Raw genomic sequence first — 22221 nt, 5'->3', positions numbered from 1 at the left:
TTATGATTGGTTTACTAGTAAAAGATTTTATGACCATTCAGCGTCAAATGAAGTCACAATTATTTGTCATACTTTTTCTCCTTATTATGGCTATTCTTATGCGAGAAACTTCTATGCTTTTAGCTGTTATTGTTTTTATTGTTACCATTCAAGCCATCACTGCCCTTGCGTATGATGAACAATGCAACTGGGATAAATACGCTAATACATTTCCAATTACAAAAGCTGATATTGTGCTTAGTAAATACTTACTAAGTGTGTTATTAATGCTAATCGGTCTTGTCATTGCTCTACCAATCATTTTTCTTATTCATCAATTGAGCAATAATGAGATGACTGCTCAATTTTTCCTTACGTTTATGATGATTGTAACATCGGCCCTTTGTCTGTTAGCCGTTTTTTTACCTATTTATATTAAATATGGCTCTCTCAAAGGAAGAATGGTTCTGATTGCACTTTGTTTTATCCCTGGCTTTTTAGTGGGGATGTTTAAAGGGGCTATACCCACAATAATTATGACATTTTTAGATTTAAAGCAATTAATCTATTTTACACCTTTCGCTGGACTTCTGTTACTGTGGCTTTCCTCACTCATTTCTACAGAAATCTATAAACGAAAAGAATTCTAGGGGGGATTCCATGCGTGCCTTATTCGTACAAAGACTTATCGTACAAAGATGGACTATCCTTTTTGCAATCACTATCTGTTTCGTTCTTTATTTCATACGCTTGCCTTATTTAGATAGCCCATTCATTTGTCTATTTGTTGTAATTGTTTCCGCTAGCCTTGTTGAAAATTTATATAAAGGGGATCGTCAAGTAAAATGGGAAGTTTATGTTAATAACTTGCCTCTCTCAAAGAAAGTCCAATTACAGTCGGATTTCCTTTTTTGCTATGCCTTTGTTTTAAGTCTCTATATTTTAATTGCACCATTGTACTTTTCACAGACTGAAGCGTCTACAAATTTTATTGGCCATTTTGCCATGTATTTTGGTTTTATCAGTAGCTCTTTTTTTCTTCTTTCTAGTCAATTTTATATTCAACAGCTCGAGGAAACGGAGAAAATGCGATCTTTACGGATGCTTACAGCTACAGTGCTAATTATAACTCTTAATTCGGTTGTTCATTTTTATTTATCACTAGTAGCAGGGAATCTTATCATCTTGTTAATCCCAACGCTTATAAGTATCATTAGTAGCTGGTTAGTTTTTCAAAAATGTCTTCATTTATTGATGACACGAGAAATATTTTAAGCATTCAAAAAAATAGGCTGCCCTTAAGGCAACCTATTTTTTATCTACAACTACATGAATTAATGTGTCATTAGCAATATCAATCGTAAAGGCTTTCCCAAATCCAACAACATAGCGCCCCTCTATTGGCGTTAGTTCGAATAATGAAAAATCAAGTGAACGCAACAACTCCATCATTTTTGCATTAAACAGTTGATCGAATGTCGCAAATATATCCTCATGACCTTCATTCCCTAATTTTTTCGGTACACATTGCCAACGTGCTCGCTCTGGAGCAAATGGATTGGCTGTTACGGCCTCATCTGCTACACATATTAAATCAACCACTTCCGATTGATCCATGAGTTGGTAATGCTCTGCTACTTGGCTAATATAAACATAAAACTTTCCGTTGAGTCGCACAAAAGGCGTAGTACTACTAAAAGGCTTCCCTTCCCCATTCACGAAGCTTAACACACAGTTTTTTTTACTTTGTATAAAGCTTTCATAATTTTGTTTTACTTGTTCAATATCAATTGCTTTTGGCATATTATTTCCCCCTATACTCTAACCGTATTTTTTAATTGAATTCTCGGAGCATTATCCCAAGATACATATTGAATTTCAGCTTCCATACGATATATTTGTTGGATCATTTGTTCAGTCATAACTTCATCCGGTGTCCCTATATGTGCTCGCTTACCATCCTTTACAACGACGATTTTATCGCTGTAACTAGAGGCTTGGTTCAAATCATGGAGCACCATTACAACTGTCATACCCATATCACGGTTAAGCTCCCGTACTAATTCTAGCACTTCATGCTGATGAGCAATATCTAAAAAGGTCGTGGGCTCATCCAATAATAAGACTTGTGGCCGTTGTGCCAAAGCCATGGCAATCCATGCTCGCTGTGCCTCGCCACCAGACAAAGCGGCTATTGGTTTTTCTTTATAATGGGAAAGATAGGTTTTTTCTAATGCCCAATCAATAATTGCCTCATCCTCTGCATTCAGGCGTTCAAACCACTTTTTATGCGGATATCGACCATAGGCCACTAAACTTTTGACAGAAATATCGCTCGGAGCTTGGTTTTGCTGACTCAGCATACACATTTTGCGTGCGATTTCCTTTGAGGATAGTCGACGCATATTTTCTCCTTCAAATAGGATATTCCCAGCACTGTACGGCTGCATCCGTGCAATCGCCTTTAATATCGTTGATTTTCCAGAGCCATTCGGTCCAATAATCGATAGAATCTCGCCTTGTTCCACTTCAAATGAAAAATTATGGACAACTTCCTTTTGTTCATAGCTGATGGATAGCTGTTCAATTTTTAACATTAAAACGCCCTCTTTCTCATTAAGTATAAGAAGTAAGGTCCACCGATTACCGCCATTAAAATACCTGCCGGAATATCAAGTGGTGCAAATAATGTCCGCCCGCCCGTATCGGCAACCAATAAAACAATCGCCCCCAAGGCCATACTCATAGGCAACATGTATTTATAATCAGAACCAACTAATAATCTCGCCATATGAGGTACAATTAATCCAACAAAACTGATCATCCCCACTGCAGCAACAGATATCGCTGCTAAAAAGACAGCTAGAATTGATAGCAGAATACGAATACGTGTTACACTTTCCCCTAAATTAGTAGCGACCTGATCACCCAAACGGATAATGTTAGCTTTACGAATCGCAAAAATGGATAGTATCCAGCCTATAATGGCGTACAAATAAATCATATGCAGCGATGCATTTCCTTTTGCAGCGAGACTACCATTCATCCATTGTACTGCCGATGGTAGACGATCACTATATAGAATCGATAAAAATCCAATGACGCCCCCGCACAATGCATTTACTGCAACCCCTGATAAAATAATGGTGATTGGGGTAATACCTGTCCGTCTCCAGGCAAGTGCATAGACAATTGCTGCGGCAATTAAACCACCAATAAAGGCTGCGATAGGAATCAAATGAGTTAATTCTGGATTTGCTAAAAGGATAAGCAATACAAATGCTGCAGCACCACTTGTTACCCCTGTTAAACCTGGATCTGCTAATGGATTTCCCATGACTGCCTGCAGTAATGCCCCTGATATAGCTATACTTGCGCCAATAATTAAAGCTAGTAACACGCGGGGAAGGCGGATATCCCATATAATTGTTGTATATACCCCCTCTTGACCACGACCATTGATAAGGGTCGATAAAATATTAGGTATAGAAATATGGACACTACCTAATCCAATTGCTATTACTGCGGCTAATATGGTTACCACAAATGTCGTGATAATAATCATGCGACTTCTTGCTGTATGAATCATACCTCTACCTCACGAACTTATTTATAGAAATAATCTGCAACTGTTGTTAGTGCTGTCTCAGCATTTGTAATAGATGTGACACCGAAAATACTGTAATCAAGCATATAGATTTTGTCATTTTTGTATGCTGATAATTGTTGCCAAGCACTATTTTTTCCAATTTCTTGTTTAAATTTATCTTCATTCGCTCCATGATCGCCAGACGCTAAGACAAACACAATATCTGGATCTGCTACAACAATATCTTCTAAATTCATTGGTGAATAAGTAGATTCTGCTTTTAATACTGATTTCGCAATATTATCTGCTCCCAATCTTTCGACTAAGCTTCCTAAATAGGATTTGTCGTTCATTACCATAAAGGAATCAGATGTTCCGATAACGAGCATAACAGATGGTAGTTCTTTTCCTTGTGCTTGCTCCTCCAGCTCTTTTTCTTTTGCTACAAGATTTTGCAATATTTCATTTGCTTTGTCTTCCTTACCAAAGTATGTACCTAGCACCTTAAAACTCAATTTTAAGTCATCATACGAATCTGTTGGTAAATAAGCTGTTGGGAGATTCATTCCCTGTAGTGCTTGATCTAATGAGCTTTGTAAAGAAGAAGCTCCAAGAATCAAATCTGTTTGTAAACTCGAAATAACTTCTAAATCTGGTGACATTGGCGAACCAATTTTAGTAATGGAATCAAAGTCTGACGGTATCGGATTTGTCGATGTTGGTACTCCTACTGGTGTGATCTCCAAAAGATGTAGCATTTCTGTTAAAGGAACTGATGTCGTCACAATTTTTTCTGGGACTGTTGTAGGAAAGCTTGCTAATGCCTTCTGAAAGGCTTCTTCATCAACACCATCTTGAAATTCATCTTTTTTGACAGTCGAAGTACCTGCAGCTTCTTCTTGCTTTGTTACTTCTTCTTTTTGAATTTCTTTGCCTGCACCTTTCTCTTCTTGTTCTGCGCATCCAACCAGTGCTAGTGATAATGCAAGTGTACTAACATATAGCCATTTTTTCATATCTACTATTTCCTCCGCTTAAATGAAAATGATTTTCAATATCACTCATACTAACAGAGTTAATTGATAATTACAATGTCTAATTGATAATACAAATAAAAAGGAGGTGTCTCAATAATCATTTGAGACACCTCCTTTAAGACCATACGATGAGGTATTTTATTCACTTGGTCCAATAATTGAAATAGCCGGCTCTGCTTTCAAAATTTTAGCAATCAATCGATCCACTGAGTCCATGGATACAGCATCTATAGACGCTAATACCTCGTCTACTGTACGATGTCTACGATGAACAAGTTCACTTGTACCATTTCGATTCATACGTGCACCAGTTCCCTCTAACCCTAGAACAAAGCTACCTTTCAGCTGTTCTTTTGCATTATCAAGCTCTTCTTCTGTGACACCACCTGCGACAATATCGAGTAAAGTAGCATCAATTGTATGTTGTAGTTGTGATAATTGCTGACGGCTAGTACTGCCATAAATGGTGAACGCCCCAACATCTGCATAACAGGATTGGTAAGAGAAAATAGAATAAGCTAGTCCTCTTTCTTCACGCACCTCTTGAAACAGTCGTGAGCTCATATTGCCACCAATAATATTATTTAACGCAATAAAACTATACATATTAGGGTCCTTTACACCAATAGCCGGATAGGATATAGCTAAATGAGCTTGCTCAGTATCTCGGATTTTCGAGATTTCTCCAGGATGAAATGAAGGATTTGTCAGCACAGGCGCAATCGCAACTGCGGAAGGCTGATATTGTCCGAATAACCGTTCAATCGTTGCCATGAGTTGAGGTGAAATATTGCCCGCAATCGAAATAACAACTGACTCTGGACCATAATGTTTGGCCATATAATGGCGAATCGCCTCTGCAGTAAATGTCTTTAATGTAGCTGCACTACCCAATATCGGACGGCCCAGTGCATCATTTGGATACATGACACTCCACAGCTTTTCATGCACATCATCGTCCGGAGCATCTTCGCTCATTAAAATTTCCTCTAATACCACTTGTCTTTCTTTTTCTAATTCTTCTTCTGCAAATGTAGAATTAAAAAACATATCAGCCAAAATGGAGACTGCTAGCTCTGCATGATGATCTAAAACCTTTGCATAATAACACGTATTTTCTTTAGATGTAAAAGCATTTAATTCTCCACCTATCCGATCAAATTCTTCCGCAATTTGACGAGCAGAACGAGTTGTTGTTCCTTTAAACAACATATGCTCTATAAAATGTGTAATACCGTTCTCTTCAGGCAGTTCATAGCGTGAACCCGCATTAACAAAAATACCTAAAGCAACAGATCTTACATGGTTAATTTGCTCTGACACAATACGAACACCATTCTGACATGTATGTACTTGAACCAAAAAATCTCCCCCAACTATATATTTCTTTATATGGATAAGCTATTTAAAAAGGCTGCGCATTCGACGCAGCCTTTTATCTTTATTATTTTTGTTGTTCAGCGCGTTCTTTTTCCTCTTGTAGTACTACTTTGCGAGATAAATTCACACGACCTTGTTTGTCAATTTCAATTACTTTTACTAATAATTGATCGCCAAGTTTTAAGACGTCTTCCACTTGCTTTGTACGTTCCTCTTGAATTTCAGAAATGTGAAGCAAGCCATCTTTACCTGGGAAGATTTCACAAAACGCACCGAATTTTTCAATACGCTTCACTGTCGATAAGTAGTACTCCCCTACTTTAGCTTCACGTACGATATCTTCAATAATTTGTTTTGCGCGTGCATTCATTTCTTCATTGGCAGAAGAAATATAGATTGTACCATCTTGTTCTGTATCAATCTTAACGCCCGTTTCTTCAATAATTTTATTAATTTGTTTTCCGCCAGGTCCAATAACATCGCGAATTTTATCTGGATTGATTTTAACAATCACGATTTTTGGTGCAAATTCAGATAATTGTTCACGTGGCTCTGCAAGTGTCGCAAGCATTGATTCTAAAATATGCATACGACCTACTTTAGCTTGTGTCAATGCTTCTTCTAAAATATTGCGTGATAGACCATCGATTTTAATGTCCATTTGTAGAGCAGTTACACCTTTAGCTGTACCAGCCACTTTAAAGTCCATATCACCTAGATGATCTTCCATACCTTGAATATCCGTTAAAATAGAATAATGTTCACCTTTTTTAATAAGGCCCATTGCAATACCTGCAACTGGTGCTTTTAATGGAACACCAGCATCCATCATAGCTAATGTGGATGCACAAATAGAAGCTTGAGATGTTGAACCATTTGATTCAAGTACTTCTGATACACAACGAATTGTATATGGGAAAACAGATTCATCAGGAATGACTGCTTCCAGTGCACGTTCTCCTAAAGCTCCATGACCAATTTCACGACGACCTGGCCCACGAATTGGTCCTGTCTCACCAACCGAGAATTGAGGGAAATTATAGTGGTGCATGAAGCGTTTTGATTCTTCGACACCTAAACCGTCAATAATTTGCACATCGCCTAGCGCACCTAACGTACAAATAGAAAGTGCTTGAGTTTGTCCACGTGTAAATAGACCTGAACCGTGTGTACGTTGTAATATTCCTGTTTCAGAAGAAAGTGGTCGAATCTCGTCTAGTTTACGACCATCTGGACGAATTTTATCTTCAGTGATCTGACGGCGTACTTCATCTTTTACCATCTTATCAAGTATTGTATAAACCTGCTTCATCGTATCATCATCTGCTTCTTGCTCTTCATAGGAAGCAATAATACGATCTTTTACAGCTTGAATCGCTTCATCACGAGCATGTTTCTCGGCAGTTTGAATAGCATCATGCATATCAGTCTCACAAGCAGCCTTTATATCCGCTTGGATTGCTTCATCAATTTCAAATAATGTAACTGGTTTCTTTTCTTTTCCTACCTCAGCCACAATTTGCTCTTGGAATGCGATAATTTTTTTAATTTCCTCATGCCCAAACATAATCGCTTCTAACATCACTTCTTCTGGAACTTCAAGTGCGCCAGCTTCAACCATGTTGATAGCGTCCTTGTTCCCAGCTACAGACAAATGAATTGTAGATTGGTTCGATTGGTCCACTGTTGGATTAACAATGAACTCCCCGTCAATATAACCAACTTGTACACCTGCGATTGGCCCATCAAATGGAATATCAGAAATAGCTAATGCTAATGAAGAACCAACCATTGCTGCCATTTCAGACGTACAGTCAGAATCATTTGACATAACCATAGAGATTACTTGAACTTCGTTACGGAAACCATCTGGGAACATCGGACGGATCGGACGGTCGATTAAACGGCTCGCCAATATAGCTTTTTCAGATGGACGCCCTTCACGCTTAATAAAGCCGCCAGGAATTTTACCTGCAGCATATAGACGTTCTTCATAGTTTACTGTTAATGGGAAGAAATCAAGTGGTTTTGGTGATTTTGACATTGTGGCTGTAGATAAAACAGAAGTATCGCCATAGCGTACTAATACAGCTCCGTTTGCTTGTTTTGCTAACTGTCCAACTTCAATTACAAGTGGACGGCCAGCCCATTCGTAGGAATAGACTTTCTTTTCGTTCATTCAATGAACCCCTCTCTATTATAAAAACACTTACTTCGTCTGTATGTACTAATTGTAAGTGTACCAAAAATGCTTGTTCTATGCTAAAAAATATTTCTTGAAATAATCATACATTTAAATTCAGTTATTGCCAATTTATTTAAGATTTATTTCTATATTTTATTGAAAAAACATTTTTATACTTTTGTTATATGGAATTGACTTAAATTGATTCCTTCCTGACGAAAAGTAATGTATGTAAATAGATATAAGCTTCTTCACATTATTATTTCAAGTGCAGGCTATACACAATAGATTTATTATAACACGGTACTTGTCATACAACATCCTACTAGTATAAAGAAAGTTAAGTATGTAGTAAAGTTTAAGTGTGTCAAGAGGGAAAAATTAAAATAAATGCCCCATCAAACTAGCATTCACGGGGCATTTCAATATTTTTATGTAAATTATGTAGTTTTAGACAGCGGTCTAGCTATTTTATCTTTGTTTTTTACGTTTTGGATCTTATTGCTGATAGCTGGTATGACGAAACGATCCAATCCAAACTTACCGGCATTGAAACCAGCTGCTGCTATAAAGATAGCGAGTAAAATATCCCAAGGGTTACTTGATATAGTACCTGCCATTAAAAATGCGAAGTTCATGACCATCCCAAAAAATGCAGCATATGTTGTTAAACATCCAAGTATTAACCCTAGGCCGACTAAAAACTCTCCCCAAGGGATAAGAAAATTAATGATTTCAGCATTGGGTAAAGCAAATGTTTCAATAAACTTTACGTATAGTGGATATGCTAAATCCTCACCGCTAGTCACTGGATTTGCTATCGCATTTGCTAAAAAACCAGATGCATCAAATCCATTCATCAATTTTCCCCAACCGGCTGTTAGCCAATGCCAACCTAGATAGATGCGAATAATTGTCAAAATCCCTGCAACAATATTATTCTCTCTTAATATTTTGTTAACCATCCAACTGCACCTTCTCACCATAAAATTTTGTTTTCACATTTCACAAGCTGAAGTAAGCTGTTATAGGCCATTCATGGCTAAATAAAAACAACTACTATTCAATTAGTTCATTGATTCGACTCTATTTCTTTTGTCGCATGGTCAATAAAGCCAGATTCACATAGTCTGGTTGAATTTGGTTGCGAAATGTGATTAGAATATATCACCCTTTTATTGGTTAGAACATGTTTTTTCTAGCTCGTTCACCGGAGCGTAAAAAAGTTATGGCTTATTATCGAACAAAATAAAAATGGAGACGAGAAGTGAACTACCCTAGAAGGTCATTTCTATTTTTCAATAAAAAAAGACTGTAGACAAAACATAAGTTTGTCTACAGCCCGCTGTAATTAGCGACGTAAGCCTAAACGGTTGATTAGTTCACGGTAACGTTGTACGTCAGTTTCACGAAGATATTTTAATAAGTGACGACGACGACCTACCATTTTAAGAAGACCACGCTCAGAGTGGAAATCTTTTTTGTGTGTACGTAAGTGAGTATTTAGAGCATTGATTTCTGCTGTTAATACTGCAACTTGTACTTCTGGTGAACCAGTGTCACTTTCGTGAGTACGGTACTCAGCGATAATTTCGTTTTTACGTTCTTTTGTAATAGCCATTTGTATGGACCTCCTAAGAAAAATTATTTATCCCCATTAGCACAGTAAACGTTGGAGTCTTCGATATACCGAGCTAAGGTTGAGCATTATGCACTTATGAATGTTACCATAAATGATTGGGTCAAGCAAGTAAAAACCGTTACTTAGTTGACTCTATTGTAGATCATTAAAATATTGTATAGCCTCTTGTTTATCTTTTTCGATTTGCGTTTTTAAAGCATCAATACCGTCAAATTTTCTTTCGCTTCGAATACGTTTATACCAAGCTACATGTACTTCTTCGCCATAAATATTTTTATCAAAATTTAAAATATGAACCTCAATGGACAATTGCTTATCGTTTGGATCTTTAAACGTTGGTTTGTAGCCTACATTGCAGACACCATCATACCAAGCATTTTGGACTAGCAGACGAACAGCATAGACCCCACTTGCCGGAATAAAAGTACCTTCTAAAGCTTGGACATTTGCAGTCGGGAAGCCAATTGTTCGACCACGTTTATCACCATGTACAACCATTCCGTTAATTTCAAATGGTCGTCCTAATAATGTTCTCGCTGCTTCCATATCACCCTCTTGTAAAAGTTGGCGAATACGGGTTGAGCTGATTTTCTCCACATCATCCGTTCTCTTCTCAACAATTGTCACACCATAATCACCATTGCTTAATGCACGCATATCTTCCATTGTCCCTTTACCAAATGCCCCGAATGAATAATCGAAGCCAGCTGTCACATGTTGAATATTTAATCCACGAATAAATGTATCAATAAATGCGGCTGGAGATAGCTTAGCAAAATCAGAAGTGAAATGGACAACAAATACTGTATCTACGCCTTGTTCTTCAAAAAGCTGCAATTTCTGCTGTAAGAGTGTAATATAAAAAACCTTTTCGTTACGCCCTCCAAGGACTAATGATGGATGCGGATCAAATGTCATTACTGCGCTTGGAATTTGACGCTTTTCTCCCTCTTCCTTTGCCGCCTTAATAACAGCCTGATGCCCTCTATGTACACCATCGAAAAAGCCAAGCGCTAATGAATAGGGCTGCATGCTTTCTCTTTGCTGTAATTGATGTGGGTATTTTAAATGAATGACCTCCATTGAAAAATCCTCCTACTCTATCGTCGGAAACATCTTGTGTGGTTTCATCAAACCTGCCTTTGTAGGGTGAGCTTGATAAACCGCAACTGCCTTTCCACTGATTCCAAAGACAATTTTATCATGTATCTTTAACAATGTATCTGCGGGAAGCACTTGTCCATTGAAAATTTCTTTTTCATTGGCAGAAGTAATCTCAATATATGGATAGTCTGTTAATGCATACTCGACAGGTAAAATACAAGTAGTCACCTGCTCTGCATCCATAAGCTCCGCCACCTGTGCTAGCGTAAAACAGTTATCACGCGTAAAGGTACCTGAAGCAGTACGTACGAGCTCTTTCATATGTGCTGGATAACCAAGTGCCTCCCCAATTTGGACAGCTAATGTACGGATATAAGTTCCTTTACTACAAGCGATACGAACTGGGAATGTTATCTCCTGCCCCTCGTAGGATTCTTTTTCATCGAGAAGCTCTAAAGCATAAATGGTAACTTGACGAGTCGGTCTTTCAACTGTTTCTCCTTTTCGAGCATATTCATAGAGACGTTTACCATTTACCTTGACAGCCGAAAACATTGGTGGAGTTTGTTCAATAACACCTGTTAATGAAGCTAAAACCACTTGCAATTGCTCACGAGAAACCTTTTTAACTGAAGGATCCTGTGAAACCGTTTCGCCCTCTGCATCCTCCGTTGTCGTTGTACGACCAATGGAAATAATAGCTTCATAGGTTTTCCCTGCATCTGTTAAATATTCTGCAATTCGAGTAGCTTGGCCAATACAAATTGGTAGTACACCCTCCACACCTGGATCCAGTGTCCCTGTATGTCCGACCTTTTTTGTACGTAAAATTTTGCGTAGCTTAAAGACACAATCGTGGCTTGTCATGCCTCTTTCTTTCCAAAGCGGTAAAATACCGTTCATATAAATCCTCCCAAATTGCCTTTAAAATAAAATATACCTAGCATTATTACCAAGTCAAAAATCTTCTTTATGAAGATAAAAAGCCTGCCTGCATGAACATGCAAGTGGCAGACTTTTATCAGCTTATTCTTTGTGTAAACCTTTTAGCAATGTATCAATACGGTTTCCGTACTCAATCGATGAATCGAATTCAAAGATTAATTCTGGTGTGCGTCGTAAACGAATACGTGAACCAATTTCTGATCGAATGAAACCTGAAGCTTTTACTAAAGCTTTAAGCGTTTCCTCACGTTCACGTTCATTGCCTAAAGATGTAATATAAATAGTCGCTTGCTGTAAATCACCAGTTACCTCAACACCTGTAACAGTAACAAAACCAACACGCGGATCTTTAATTTTACGGCCAAGAATATCACCAAGCTCTTTTTTCATTTGCTCAGCAACACGGTTTGAACGTAGAGACATAATTTGTCACCTCTATTTCGATGTACAGATAGTTGATCTTTTCATGCTACTTAGCTATCTCAACTACCTACTATTCCTTATAAATAGTCTCGCCACACATTAAGCTGTTCCCATGACGGATTTGACTCTAAATAGTGGAGCGCGTGATTAATTTCCCGTTCAGCTGCTTCTTTCGATGAAGAAACAGCTACAAGTGCTAATTTTGTGCGCTGCCATACGTTTTGATGGTCAATTTCCGCAATAGAAACATTAAACTTCTGCTTAGTGCGGGTAATCATACGCTGTAAGACAGCACGTTTTTCTTTTAACGAATGGGCAGTTTGAATGATAAATTCAACCTCTGCGTATACAATCATTATACTCGTTTAACTTCTTCCATAATGTAGGCTTCAATAATGTCGCCTTCTTTAATATCGTTGAAGTTTGTAATCGTAATACCACATTCGTATCCTCTTGCTACTTCTTTTACTTCGTCTTTGAAACGCTTAAGCGTATCTAATTCACCTTCAAAAATAACTACGTTATCGCGAATTACACGAACGCCTGAATCGCGTGTTACTTTTCCTTCAGTTATATACGAACCAGCAATTGTACCAACTTTTGATACTTTAATTGTTTGGCGAACTTCTGCTTGCCCAATAATTTTTTCTTCAAATTCAGGATCAAGCATACCTTTCATTGCTTGCTCAATCTCTTCAATTACTTTGTAAATGATACGGTGTAAACGAATATCTACGCCTTCTTCTTCTGCAGCACGTTTTGCATTGACATCTGGACGTACATTGAAACCAATAACAATAGCATTGGAAGCGGCAGCAAGAGAAATATCAGATTCCGTAATGGCACCTGCACCAGTGTGAATAATTTTCACATTTACGCCTTCTACATCAATTTTCATTAATGAAGCAGCCATTGCTTCTACAGTACCTTGTACGTCTGCCTTAACGATTAAGTTCAGCTCTTTCATTTCGCCTTGGCTCATTTGCTCAAATAAGTTATCAAGCGTTACACGTTGTTTTTCAGAACGTTGTGCTTGGATAGCTGACATCGCACGAGTTTCCCCAACTTGACGAGCTGTTTTTTCGTCTTCAAAGACAACAAAACGGTCCCCTGCTTGAGGTACATCATTTAAACCTGTAATTTCTACTGGTGTTGATGGTCCAGCTTCTTTCACACGACGGCCTTTATCATTCACCATTGCACGAACTCGACCAAATGTATGACCGACAACAATCGGGTCACCCACTTTTAATGTACCATCTTGCACTAACAGCGTAGCAACTGAACCACGTCCTTTGTCTAGCTGAGCTTCAATTACTGTTCCAAGAGCTAAACGGTCAGGATTTGCTTTTAGTTCTCCTACTTCTGCAACAAGTAAAATCATTTCTAGTAATGTGTCAATGCCTTCACCTTTTAATGCAGAAATTGGTACGAAAATCGTTTCGCCACCCCATGCTTCAGGAACTAAGCCATGTTCAGTTAATTCTTGCATCACACGATCTGGATTTGCAGACGGTTTATCCATTTTATTCACAGCTACAATAATTGGTACTTCTGCTGCTTTTGCGTGATTGATTGCTTCTACTGTTTGTGGCATTACACCATCATCAGCAGCTACTACTAAAATTGTTAAATCTGTTACTTTTGCACCACGTGCACGCATTGTTGTGAAAGCAGCGTGTCCTGGTGTATCAAGAAAAGTGATTTTCTTGTCACCTTCTGTTACTTGGTAGGCACCAATATGCTGTGTAATGCCCCCAGCTTCACCTGCAGTCACTTTAGTATTACGAATTGAATCTAATAATGTTGTTTTACCGTGGTCAACGTGACCCATAATTGTCACAACTGGCGGACGTTCTGATAATTCAGCTTCATTTACTTCTTCTGTCTGCTCGAAGTGTGTTTCTAAGTCCGTAATATCTACACGAATCTCTTCTTCCACTTCTACACCATAGTCTGTGCAAATTAATTCAATTGCATCCTTATCTAATTCTTGGTTAATTGTTGCCATTACCCCAAGCATGAATAATTTTTTAATAATTTCAGATGGCTCACGGTGTAATTTTTTTGCTAATTCTGCCACTGATAATGATTCAACAAAAGTAATTTTTTCTGGAAGTTCCTTTTGTTTAAGTGGTATTGATGGTTGATGCGTTTTCGGATGGCGACGTTTGCCTCCATGAATCCCTGGTTTTGGACGTTGGTTGTAACCACCGCCACCTCTACGATTATTATTATTGTTATTATTATTATTATTTTGTGTCATATTTCTGTTTTGATTACCTTTTGTATTCTTAGATTTTTCGTTAGACGAATTTGAGTGTTGCTGATTATTTGCTTTAGGCTTAGAAGTAGCAGATTGCTGCCTTTGACCTTCTTGCTTTTTCACCGAATGGTTTTGTTGACCATTCGATTGAGGTTTTTGTGATATGTTTTGAGTTGCTTGTTTTCCTACATTTTTCTCAGGTGTTGCTTTAAATGTTTGGTTTAACTTTGACACGATGTCTCTCTCTAACATAGACATATGATTAGTTACACTCACATTTAATTTACTAAGTGCTTCAATAACCTCTTTACTCGTTTTATTCACTTGTTTCGCATATTCATGAACTCTGATTTTGGTCATCTGCTCACCCCCGATTATTTTTCGTTGAGTAGACTAGACAATTTACTTGCAAAACCCTTATCGGTAATCGCTAAAGCCACTCGGGCCTCCTTACCTGTAGCATGTCCTAGATCGTAACGATCTCCAATTACATGATACTCAACGTTGTAGTACGTGCACTTATCTTGAATTTTCTTACTTGAGTTTTTAGAAGCATCGTTTGCAAGCAGTACTAACTTAGCATTGCCATTGCGGACTTCCTTTACTACTAACTCTTCTCCTGAAATCACTTTACGGGCTCTTGCCGCAATTCCAAGCAAATTAAATATTGCTTGATTAATCATAAAATTGACTCCCTACGAATTAGCAAAATAAGCTCCTCGTAAATTTCTTCAGGAATTTTCACATCAAGTTGGTGCCCCAATACATTTTTCTTACGAGCGATATCGATTGCCTTCTCTGATTTAGAGACATAGGCACCACGCCCAGGTTTTTTCCCGGAGATATCTACACTTACTTCGCCCTCTTTTGAACGAACAACACGTATCATTTCTTTCTTTGGTAGCATTTCTCCAGTTGCTACGCATTTACGAAGAGGTATTTTTTTGTTAACAGCCATAAGAATCACCATTCCTCTCTGAAGCTTGTCGTAAGAGGTGGACAAGTCGTGCTCTACTTGACGCTCTGACAGTATTCAGTCGGCGTAGGGGGCCCACTGAATACTGTCAGGTAACTCGTCACACGGGCTTTCTTACTTATTCTTCGTCGTCTTGATATAAATCTACTGCCACTTCATCAAAATCACTTTCTTCATCCTCAGCAGGTACGAAAGTGCTTGTAGCAGATGGATAGATACCTAATTCACGAGCATCTGTCTCACTCTTAATATCAATTTTCCAGCCAGTAAGTTTTGCAGCTAAACGCGCATTTTGCCCACGTTTACCAATAGCTAGTGATAATTGATAATCTGGTACAACAACCGTTGTAGATTTTTCTTCTTCGTTTACTTGAACATCTAAAACTTTCGATGGGCTAAGTGCATTAGCAACGAATACAACAGGATCTTCCGACCATTCTACGATATCGATTTTTTCGCCGTTTAATTCGTTAACAATTGTTTGTACACGAGCACCTTTAGCACCAACACAAGAACCTACTGGATCAACTTCTTCGTTGTGTGCAAAGACGGAAATTTTTGAGCGATCTCCTGCTTCGCGAGCAATCGATTTAATCTCTACAATTCCTTCGTAAATTTCAGGTACTTCCATCTCAAATAATCGACGTAATAAGCCAGGATGTGTTCGAGATACAATCACTTGTGGACCGCGTGTTGTACGTTCAACTTTTGTAATATATACTTTGATGCGATCATGTGGATGATAAGTTTCGCCTTGGATTTGCTCATTGACTGGCAATGCAGCCTCTACTTTCCCTAAACCTACATAAATATTTCGCGCATCTAAACGTTCCACAACACCTGTTACGATATCATCTTCACGATCGACATATTGCTCGTAGATTAAACCACGTTCCGCTTCACGTACGCGTTGTGTTACTACCTGTTTAGCTGTTTGTGCAGCAATACGGCCGAAGTTACGTGGCGTTACTTCTTGTTCCACGATATCTTCTAATTGATAAGCAGGGTTAATAACCTTTGCGTCCTCTAAAGAAATTTGTAGACGATCGTCTTCTACTTCTTCCACTACATCTTTACGTGAAAACACGCGAATAGAGCCCTTATCTAAATTTAAGTCCACTCGAACATTTTGTGCTTGGTTAAAGTTGCGTTTGTAAGCTGTGACTAATGCCGCTTCAATTGCTTCAATTAACACATCTCTTGAAATTCCTTTTTGTTCTTCTAGCGCATTCAGCGCATCTAACAAATCACTACTCATTTTGTTTTCACTCCTAAATATGCATTATGCTTAAAAATCGATGGCTAATCGTGCCAATGCGATTTTCTCTTGTTCTATTGTTACTGTAATTTTACGCGTTTTAATGCGCACTTCCATCACTAATGTATGTTCCTCGTAGGATGTTAAGTAGCCTTGGAATTCCTTCATGTCCTTAATGGGCTTATAGGTTTTTACATAAATAAACTTACCAATTGCCTTTTCAAAATCAGCATCCTTTTTTAATGGACGCTCCGCTCCAGGTGATGAAACTTCTAAATAATAGTTTTGTGTAATTGGATCTTTTTCATCCAATAACAAACTTAGTCGTTCGCTTACTTGAGCACATTGGTCAATGTCGATGCTACCTTCTGGTGTATCAACATAGACGCGTAAAAACCAGTTACGCCCTTCTTTTACGAACTCAATATCCACTAACTCCAGATTTAACTCATCTACTATTGGTTTAGCGAGCTCTTCAATTAAAGATGGTACTTTGCTCATTATTTCCTCCTGTATCTATGCTAGCGTGTTAATCATTCATTACAGTATTGGTAGTGTAATGAACCATAATAAAACAGAAATTCCACCAGTTACTTTGGTGAAATTTTACGGTCTTACCTGCTGTTAGTCAAAATTTGTTTGCTACGGTATAACAACAGAAAAGAGCGGGTAAGCCCCACTCTTTTGCTGGAAAAATATCAACAAATTATTACCATTAGAATAGCATAGTTCTTGGTATAATGCAAATTTCCTTCATTAAGGATAACCATATTGTGACAGGATTTTGAAATCACCATGATTTTGCAGGTTAAACTTTGAATGAATCAGCAGCTCATTCATTCTTAAAAGAGTGATAGCTGATTGGCATCAGGCATGCCCTCTAAACAGCCCAGCTGATCCATGTATTCAATCAGTGTTTTCGAAACACGGCCGCGTTGCTGTAAATCCTCCTTCGATAAAAACTCCCCATCTTCTCGAGCAGCTACTATTGTTTTAGCCACGTTCGTACCAAGTCCTGGGATAGCATCAAAAGGTGGGATTAATGTATTGCCTTCAATGACAAATTCGCTTGCCTGCGAACGATACAAGTCAACTTTTTGGAAACTCATGCCTCGCTCACACATTTCTAGTGCTAGCTCCATTACTGTTAATAAGTTTTTCTCTTTTGTAGAGGCATCTAGACCTTTTAAATTGATTTCGTCAATACGTGCACGAATCATTTGTGAACCTTGAACCATAGCAATTAAATCAAAATCATCTGCCCGAACTGTGAAATATGCTGCATAGTACAGGATTGGGAAATGGACCTTAAACCAAGCAATACGGACCGCCATTAACACGTATGCGGCAGCATGGGCTTTCGGGAACATATATTTTATCTTTTTACATGACTCGATATACCAGCCTGGTACTTTATTGGCGAGCATCTCTGCTTCAAATTCCTCTGATAAGCCTTTCCCTTTACGTACAGACTCCATGATTTTAAATGCTAACGATGGCTCTAGACCTTGGTAAATTAAATACACCATAATATCGTCACGACAACCAATTACTTCTTTCAGGACACATGTCCCGTTATGAATTAATTCTTGTGCGTTACCCAACCATACGTCTGTCCCATGAGATAATCCGGAAATTTGCACAAGCTCTGAGAATGTAGAAGGCTTTGTATCCTCTAACATTTGCCGTACGAAGCGAGTACCAAATTCTGGAATACCTAATGTTCCCGTCTTACAGCCAATTTGCTTTTCTGTGACACCTAACGTTTCAGGTGAACTAAAAATTTGCATCACGACAGGATCATCAGTAGGTATCGTTTTCGGATCTATTCCTGATAAATCCTGTAGCATTCTAATAACCGTCGGATCATCGTGTCCAAGTATATCTAGCTTCAAAATATTGTCATGAATCGAGTGGAAGTCGAAATGGGTTGTGCGCCATTCTGCATCCTGAGCATCAGCAGGGAACTGTACTGGAGAGAAATCAAAAATATCCATATAATCAGGTACTACGATAATTCCTCCAGGGTGTTGTCCGGTAGTTCGCTTAACCCCCGTACATCCTTGCACTAAACGATCCACCTCAGCTCCGCGGAAATGTAGATTGTGATCATTCGCATAGCCTTTGACATAACCATATGCTGTTTTCTCCGCCACCGTACCGATTGTTCCGGCACGGTACACATAATCCTCACCAAATAATACCTTTGTATAATTATGTGCTTTAGGCTGGTATTCACCAGAAAAGTTTAAATCGATATCGGGTACCTTATCTCCTTTAAAGCCAAGGAAGGTTTCAAATGGGATATCTTGTCCATCTTTTTTATAAGGTGTTCCACATTCTGAACAGTCTTTATTGGGTAAGTCAAAGCCTGAGCTAACCGAACCATCGTCAAAAAACTCGGAATGCTTACAATTTGGACAAACATAATGCGGAGGTAGTGGGTTAACCTCCGTAATTTCCATAAAGGTTGCGACTAATGAGGAACCAACGGAACCACGAGAACCTACTAAATAACCATCAGCTAAAGATTTCTTCACCAGCTTGGCCGAAATTAAATAAATTACACCAAAACCATGTCCTAATATAGATTTTAGTTCTTTTTCAATTCGAGCTTTTACAATTTCGGGTAGCTCCTCACCGTAAATACGATGAGCCATTTCATACGTTAAATTGGTTACTTCATCATCAGAGCCTTCAATTTTTGGCGTATATAAGTCATCCTTAATTGGCTTAACATCCCCAATGCTATCAGCGACTTTTTGTGCATTCGTCACAACAACTTCTTTAGCCAGATCTGGTCCTAAGAAATCAAATTCTTTTAGCATTTCATCTGTTGTTCTAAAATGCACCTCAGGTAGCTTGGATCGATTTAAGATGTTTGCACCACCCTGAGAGCCAACGAGTATTTGTCTAAACATAGCATCTGTCGGATCTAAATAGTGAACATTTCCTGTTGCCACAACTGGTTTATCGAGCTTCTTCCCTAACTTAACAAGCTTTCGAATGATATCCTCTAATGTCCATTCATCACGCACGACATTACGTTCAATTAATGGTGCATATACCGCTTTCGGTTGTACCTCAATATAATCATAGAATTTAGCCACTTGTTCGGCTTCCTCAGGTGATTTATTCATCATCGTTTCAAATAATTCACCATTACTACAACCAGAACCGACTAGTAAACCTTCTCGATATTGCTCTAGAACAGCTCTTGTCACACGAGGAACTCGATAGAATGTCTTTGTATGAGCATGTGAAACAATTTTAAATAAATTCTTTAAGCCCGCATTATCAACAGCTAAAATAGTACAATGCATTGGTCGCCCTTTTTTATAGGCGTCCCCTCCACCAATATGCTTATTAAAATCATCATGGTATTTAATGACTAATTCATCGGCATCTTTTAATAATTGTAATAGTAAATAGCCAGTCGCCTCTGTATCGTATATCGCTCGGTGATGTTGTGTTAATTCAATATTGAATTTTTTACAAAGTGTATTTAAACGGTGATTTTTCATTGTTGGGTACAGCAATCTAGCTAGCTCTAATGTATCGATGACTGGATGTGTTGTTCCTTCAAGACCGAATTTTTTATAGCCCGTATATAAGAAACCAATATCAAATGACGCATTATGAGCAACAACAATCCCATCACCAATAAATGCATGAAACTCTTTTATAACTTGCTCTACTTCTGGTGCATGACGAACCATATCATCCGTAATACCTGTTAATTCAATGGTCGTTGCTGAAAGCGGATGATGCGGGTTTGCAAAGCTTTCATATTTATCGATGACTTGTCCATCTTTAATTTTTACTGCCGCCAGTTCAATAATTGTATCGTAAGCAGTTGATAACCCGGTCGTTTCCACGTCAAAGACAACATAAGTGGCTTCTTCTAATAAGCGGTGCTCTGGTGCATAAGCTATAGGCACACCATCATCAACTAAATTAGCCTCCAAGCCATAAATTACTTTAATGCCATGTTTTTTCCCTGCTGCATATGCTTCAGGGAAGGATTGTACAACAGCATGATCTGTAATAGCTACTGCTGGATGACCCCATTTTGCTGCCTGCGCAACTAGACGATCAACAGGCGTCACAGCGTCCATTTGGCTCATTGGTGTATGCAAATGTAGCTCTACTCGCTTTTCACCCTCTGGTGCCAGATCCTGACGTGTTTCTTTTTTTATTTCATTAATATCATTTGCCATGACGATTAAATCACGAATAAATGTGTCTGTTTGGACGGAGCCTCGAACTTTAACCCACATTCCCTTTTTTAGATGCTGCATCAATTCGGCATCGTCATTATCACGTGAGAACATTTTGACGATGATAGAGTCCGTATAGTCAGTAATCTTAATTTGTAATAAAGAACGTCCACTTTTCAGTACTTTAATTTCCGTATCAAAGACAAAGCCCTCAACAATCACACGGCGTTCCTCTTCAACAATGCGTTTAATTTCCATTATTTCATCGTCTTTAATAAGCATACCAAGCTGGAATGGACGATCACCGAGGTTCGCAATAGCTGGATTGTCCTTCTTCTCTTGTTCTCGTTTTTGGAAATCCTGCATCGCTTGCTGAGATAAAGCTGCTTCTTCCATACGCTTTTGTTCCATAAACGCTTCCTGAGCAGCAATCATTTCTTCCGTTTGTTCTTGAAGCACAAAGTCTATCGCCATTTTTGGAAAACCGAATTGACAATAGCTTTCTGCTAGCTTGTCGGCATACTTCGTTTTTAACATCATGAATTCCATTTCCTGCATACAGGCTAATGTTATTTTCTGACCATTCCACATCGGAACTTGTGAGATAAGGCAATTTTTCAATGTTGGTGCCATCTCATCAATTTGCTCAACAACATTTAGCCAATAAGCTTGGACAAGTTCCTCTGTCACACTTTTCTCTTGTGTCTCAATGGTTGTATAAACTTGTGCGATTGCTGAGAATTTATCTGTTAAATGGGTACGGAAAAGCTGGTAAAGCGGAAATGGCAGTATATCACGTAATTGAATAGTAAAATGCCATAGTCTATCTTTTTTATGGACCGTTAGCCGTGATAACTCACCTTCTTCAAAAAATGACATGTACACATCATCTGTTAACTCTAATTGCTGCAAAAGCATTCGAAATCTCGTTCTTGCCTCTTGTTGCTGTTCCAATCTATCGACACCTACTTTCAGGAGGAGGCAGTCTGTTTAAGCCTCATATTCTTATTCATCTTCAACATAGGACAAGAATGCCAGAAAAAAATTCGCTCCCTCACTGCGGGCGCTCTTCAAGCTTAACAGAGAGTCTAGACTATCTGTTTTTCTATGCTTGGCTCACCGTCCCGCAGAATTGTCGCGAATTTATTTATTCCTATTTTATCAAAATTACATGAAAGCCTCTATTAGAAGTATTCACTTCCATTTAAAACCAATCA

The 22221-nt window shown here is 38.4% G+C and carries 20 protein-coding genes; 2 read left to right on the top strand and 18 right to left on the bottom strand.

Annotated elements, in window-relative coordinates; all coding sequences use genetic code 11:
• Positions 1 to 2 precede the first annotated feature (2 nt).
• Together MKY88_RS05685 and MKY88_RS05680 are read left to right on the top strand one after the other, a co-directional pair.
• Positions 3 to 629, top strand: a complete 627-nt coding sequence (locus MKY88_RS05685; protein ID WP_328202954.1) for an ABC-2 transporter permease — start codon at positions 3 to 5, stop codon at positions 627 to 629.
• A 10-nt stretch (positions 630 to 639) separates the two neighbouring features.
• Positions 640 to 1254 carry an ABC-2 transporter permease gene (locus MKY88_RS05680; protein ID WP_340813157.1) on the top strand — a complete coding sequence of 205 codons (615 nt, stop codon included), beginning with the start codon at positions 640 to 642 and terminating at the stop codon, positions 1252 to 1254.
• A 33-nt stretch (positions 1255 to 1287) separates the two neighbouring features.
• On the opposite strand, the gene MKY88_RS05675 is transcribed toward MKY88_RS05680, so the two are convergent.
• The 18 genes from MKY88_RS05675 to MKY88_RS05590 form a co-directional block, all read right to left on the bottom strand.
• Positions 1288 to 1782, bottom strand: coding sequence for a pyridoxamine 5'-phosphate oxidase family protein (locus tag MKY88_RS05675; RefSeq protein WP_069480382.1), 495 nt, complete (start codon positions 1780 to 1782; stop codon positions 1288 to 1290).
• 11 nt (positions 1783 to 1793) lie between these two features.
• A complete protein-coding gene (locus tag MKY88_RS05670) occupies positions 1794 to 2576 on the bottom strand; it encodes an ABC transporter ATP-binding protein (protein ID WP_258267986.1) in 783 nt (260 codons plus the stop codon).
• The gene (locus MKY88_RS05665) at positions 2576 to 3568 is read right to left on the bottom strand and encodes a FecCD family ABC transporter permease (RefSeq protein WP_340813156.1); all 993 of its coding nucleotides are present in this window, start codon (positions 3566 to 3568) and stop codon (positions 2576 to 2578) included. The genes MKY88_RS05670 and MKY88_RS05665 overlap by 1 nt, the downstream gene beginning before the upstream one ends.
• A gap of 17 nt (positions 3569 to 3585) precedes the next feature.
• Positions 3586 to 4584, bottom strand: coding sequence for an ABC transporter substrate-binding protein (locus MKY88_RS05660; protein WP_193831193.1), 999 nt, complete (start codon positions 4582 to 4584; stop codon positions 3586 to 3588).
• Positions 4585 to 4743: 159 nt separating this feature from the next.
• Positions 4744 to 5967, bottom strand: a complete 1224-nt coding sequence (locus MKY88_RS05655; RefSeq protein ID WP_069480378.1) for a M16 family metallopeptidase — start codon at positions 5965 to 5967, stop codon at positions 4744 to 4746.
• 82 nt (positions 5968 to 6049) lie between these two features.
• The gene (gene pnp / locus MKY88_RS05650) at positions 6050 to 8164 is read right to left on the bottom strand and encodes a polyribonucleotide nucleotidyltransferase (RefSeq protein ID WP_069480377.1); all 2115 of its coding nucleotides are present in this window, start codon (positions 8162 to 8164) and stop codon (positions 6050 to 6052) included.
• A gap of 446 nt (positions 8165 to 8610) precedes the next feature.
• A complete protein-coding gene (locus MKY88_RS05645; RefSeq protein WP_340813153.1) occupies positions 8611 to 9135 on the bottom strand; it encodes a DoxX family protein in 525 nt (174 codons plus the stop codon).
• A 386-nt stretch (positions 9136 to 9521) separates the two neighbouring features.
• A complete protein-coding gene (gene rpsO, locus MKY88_RS05640; RefSeq protein WP_008178982.1) occupies positions 9522 to 9791 on the bottom strand; it encodes a 30S ribosomal protein S15 in 270 nt (89 codons plus the stop codon).
• A gap of 153 nt (positions 9792 to 9944) precedes the next feature.
• On the bottom strand, positions 9945 to 10895 hold the full coding sequence (ribF, locus tag MKY88_RS05635) for a riboflavin biosynthesis protein RibF (protein ID WP_008178983.1): 951 nt from the start codon (positions 10893 to 10895) through the stop codon (positions 9945 to 9947).
• A gap of 12 nt (positions 10896 to 10907) precedes the next feature.
• Complete coding sequence (gene truB / locus MKY88_RS05630) at positions 10908 to 11819, bottom strand: tRNA pseudouridine(55) synthase TruB (protein WP_340813152.1); 912 nt, start codon at positions 11817 to 11819, stop codon at positions 10908 to 10910.
• Between the two features lie 123 nt (positions 11820 to 11942).
• Positions 11943 to 12284 (bottom strand): 30S ribosome-binding factor RbfA, encoded by a 342-nt coding sequence (gene rbfA, locus MKY88_RS05625; protein ID WP_069480374.1) that lies wholly within the window; start codon positions 12282 to 12284, stop codon positions 11943 to 11945.
• A 77-nt stretch (positions 12285 to 12361) separates the two neighbouring features.
• A complete protein-coding gene (locus MKY88_RS05620; protein WP_008178987.1) occupies positions 12362 to 12640 on the bottom strand; it encodes a DUF503 domain-containing protein in 279 nt (92 codons plus the stop codon).
• Positions 12640 to 14910, bottom strand: a complete 2271-nt coding sequence (gene infB, locus MKY88_RS05615; protein ID WP_069480373.1) for a translation initiation factor IF-2 — start codon at positions 14908 to 14910, stop codon at positions 12640 to 12642. Before infB ends, MKY88_RS05620 begins: the two co-directional genes overlap by 1 nt.
• Positions 14911 to 14924: 14 nt before the next feature.
• Positions 14925 to 15233, bottom strand: coding sequence for a YlxQ family RNA-binding protein (locus MKY88_RS05610; RefSeq protein ID WP_008178997.1), 309 nt, complete (start codon positions 15231 to 15233; stop codon positions 14925 to 14927).
• Entirely contained in the window at positions 15230 to 15508 is a 279-nt protein-coding gene (rnpM, locus tag MKY88_RS05605) for an RNase P modulator RnpM (RefSeq protein ID WP_036124041.1), read from the bottom strand. The genes MKY88_RS05610 and rnpM overlap by 4 nt, the downstream gene beginning before the upstream one ends.
• Positions 15509 to 15644: 136 nt before the next feature.
• Positions 15645 to 16784, bottom strand: coding sequence for a transcription termination factor NusA (nusA, locus tag MKY88_RS05600; protein WP_193831189.1), 1140 nt, complete (start codon positions 16782 to 16784; stop codon positions 15645 to 15647).
• Positions 16785 to 16814: 30 nt separating this feature from the next.
• Entirely contained in the window at positions 16815 to 17285 is a 471-nt protein-coding gene (rimP, locus tag MKY88_RS05595) for a ribosome maturation factor RimP (protein ID WP_069480371.1), read from the bottom strand.
• Positions 17286 to 17626: 341 nt separating this feature from the next.
• Positions 17627 to 21958 carry a PolC-type DNA polymerase III gene (locus MKY88_RS05590; protein ID WP_139133716.1) on the bottom strand — a complete coding sequence of 1444 codons (4332 nt, stop codon included), beginning with the start codon at positions 21956 to 21958 and terminating at the stop codon, positions 17627 to 17629.
• Between the last annotated feature and the right edge of the window lie 263 nt (positions 21959 to 22221).

Origin of the sequence: Lysinibacillus sp. FSL R7-0073, assembly GCF_038009065.1 — a bacterium.
Taxonomy (GTDB): Bacteria; Bacillota; Bacilli; order Bacillales_A; family Planococcaceae; genus Lysinibacillus; species Lysinibacillus fusiformis.
This window is presented reverse-complemented; position numbering and strand designations above follow the sequence as displayed.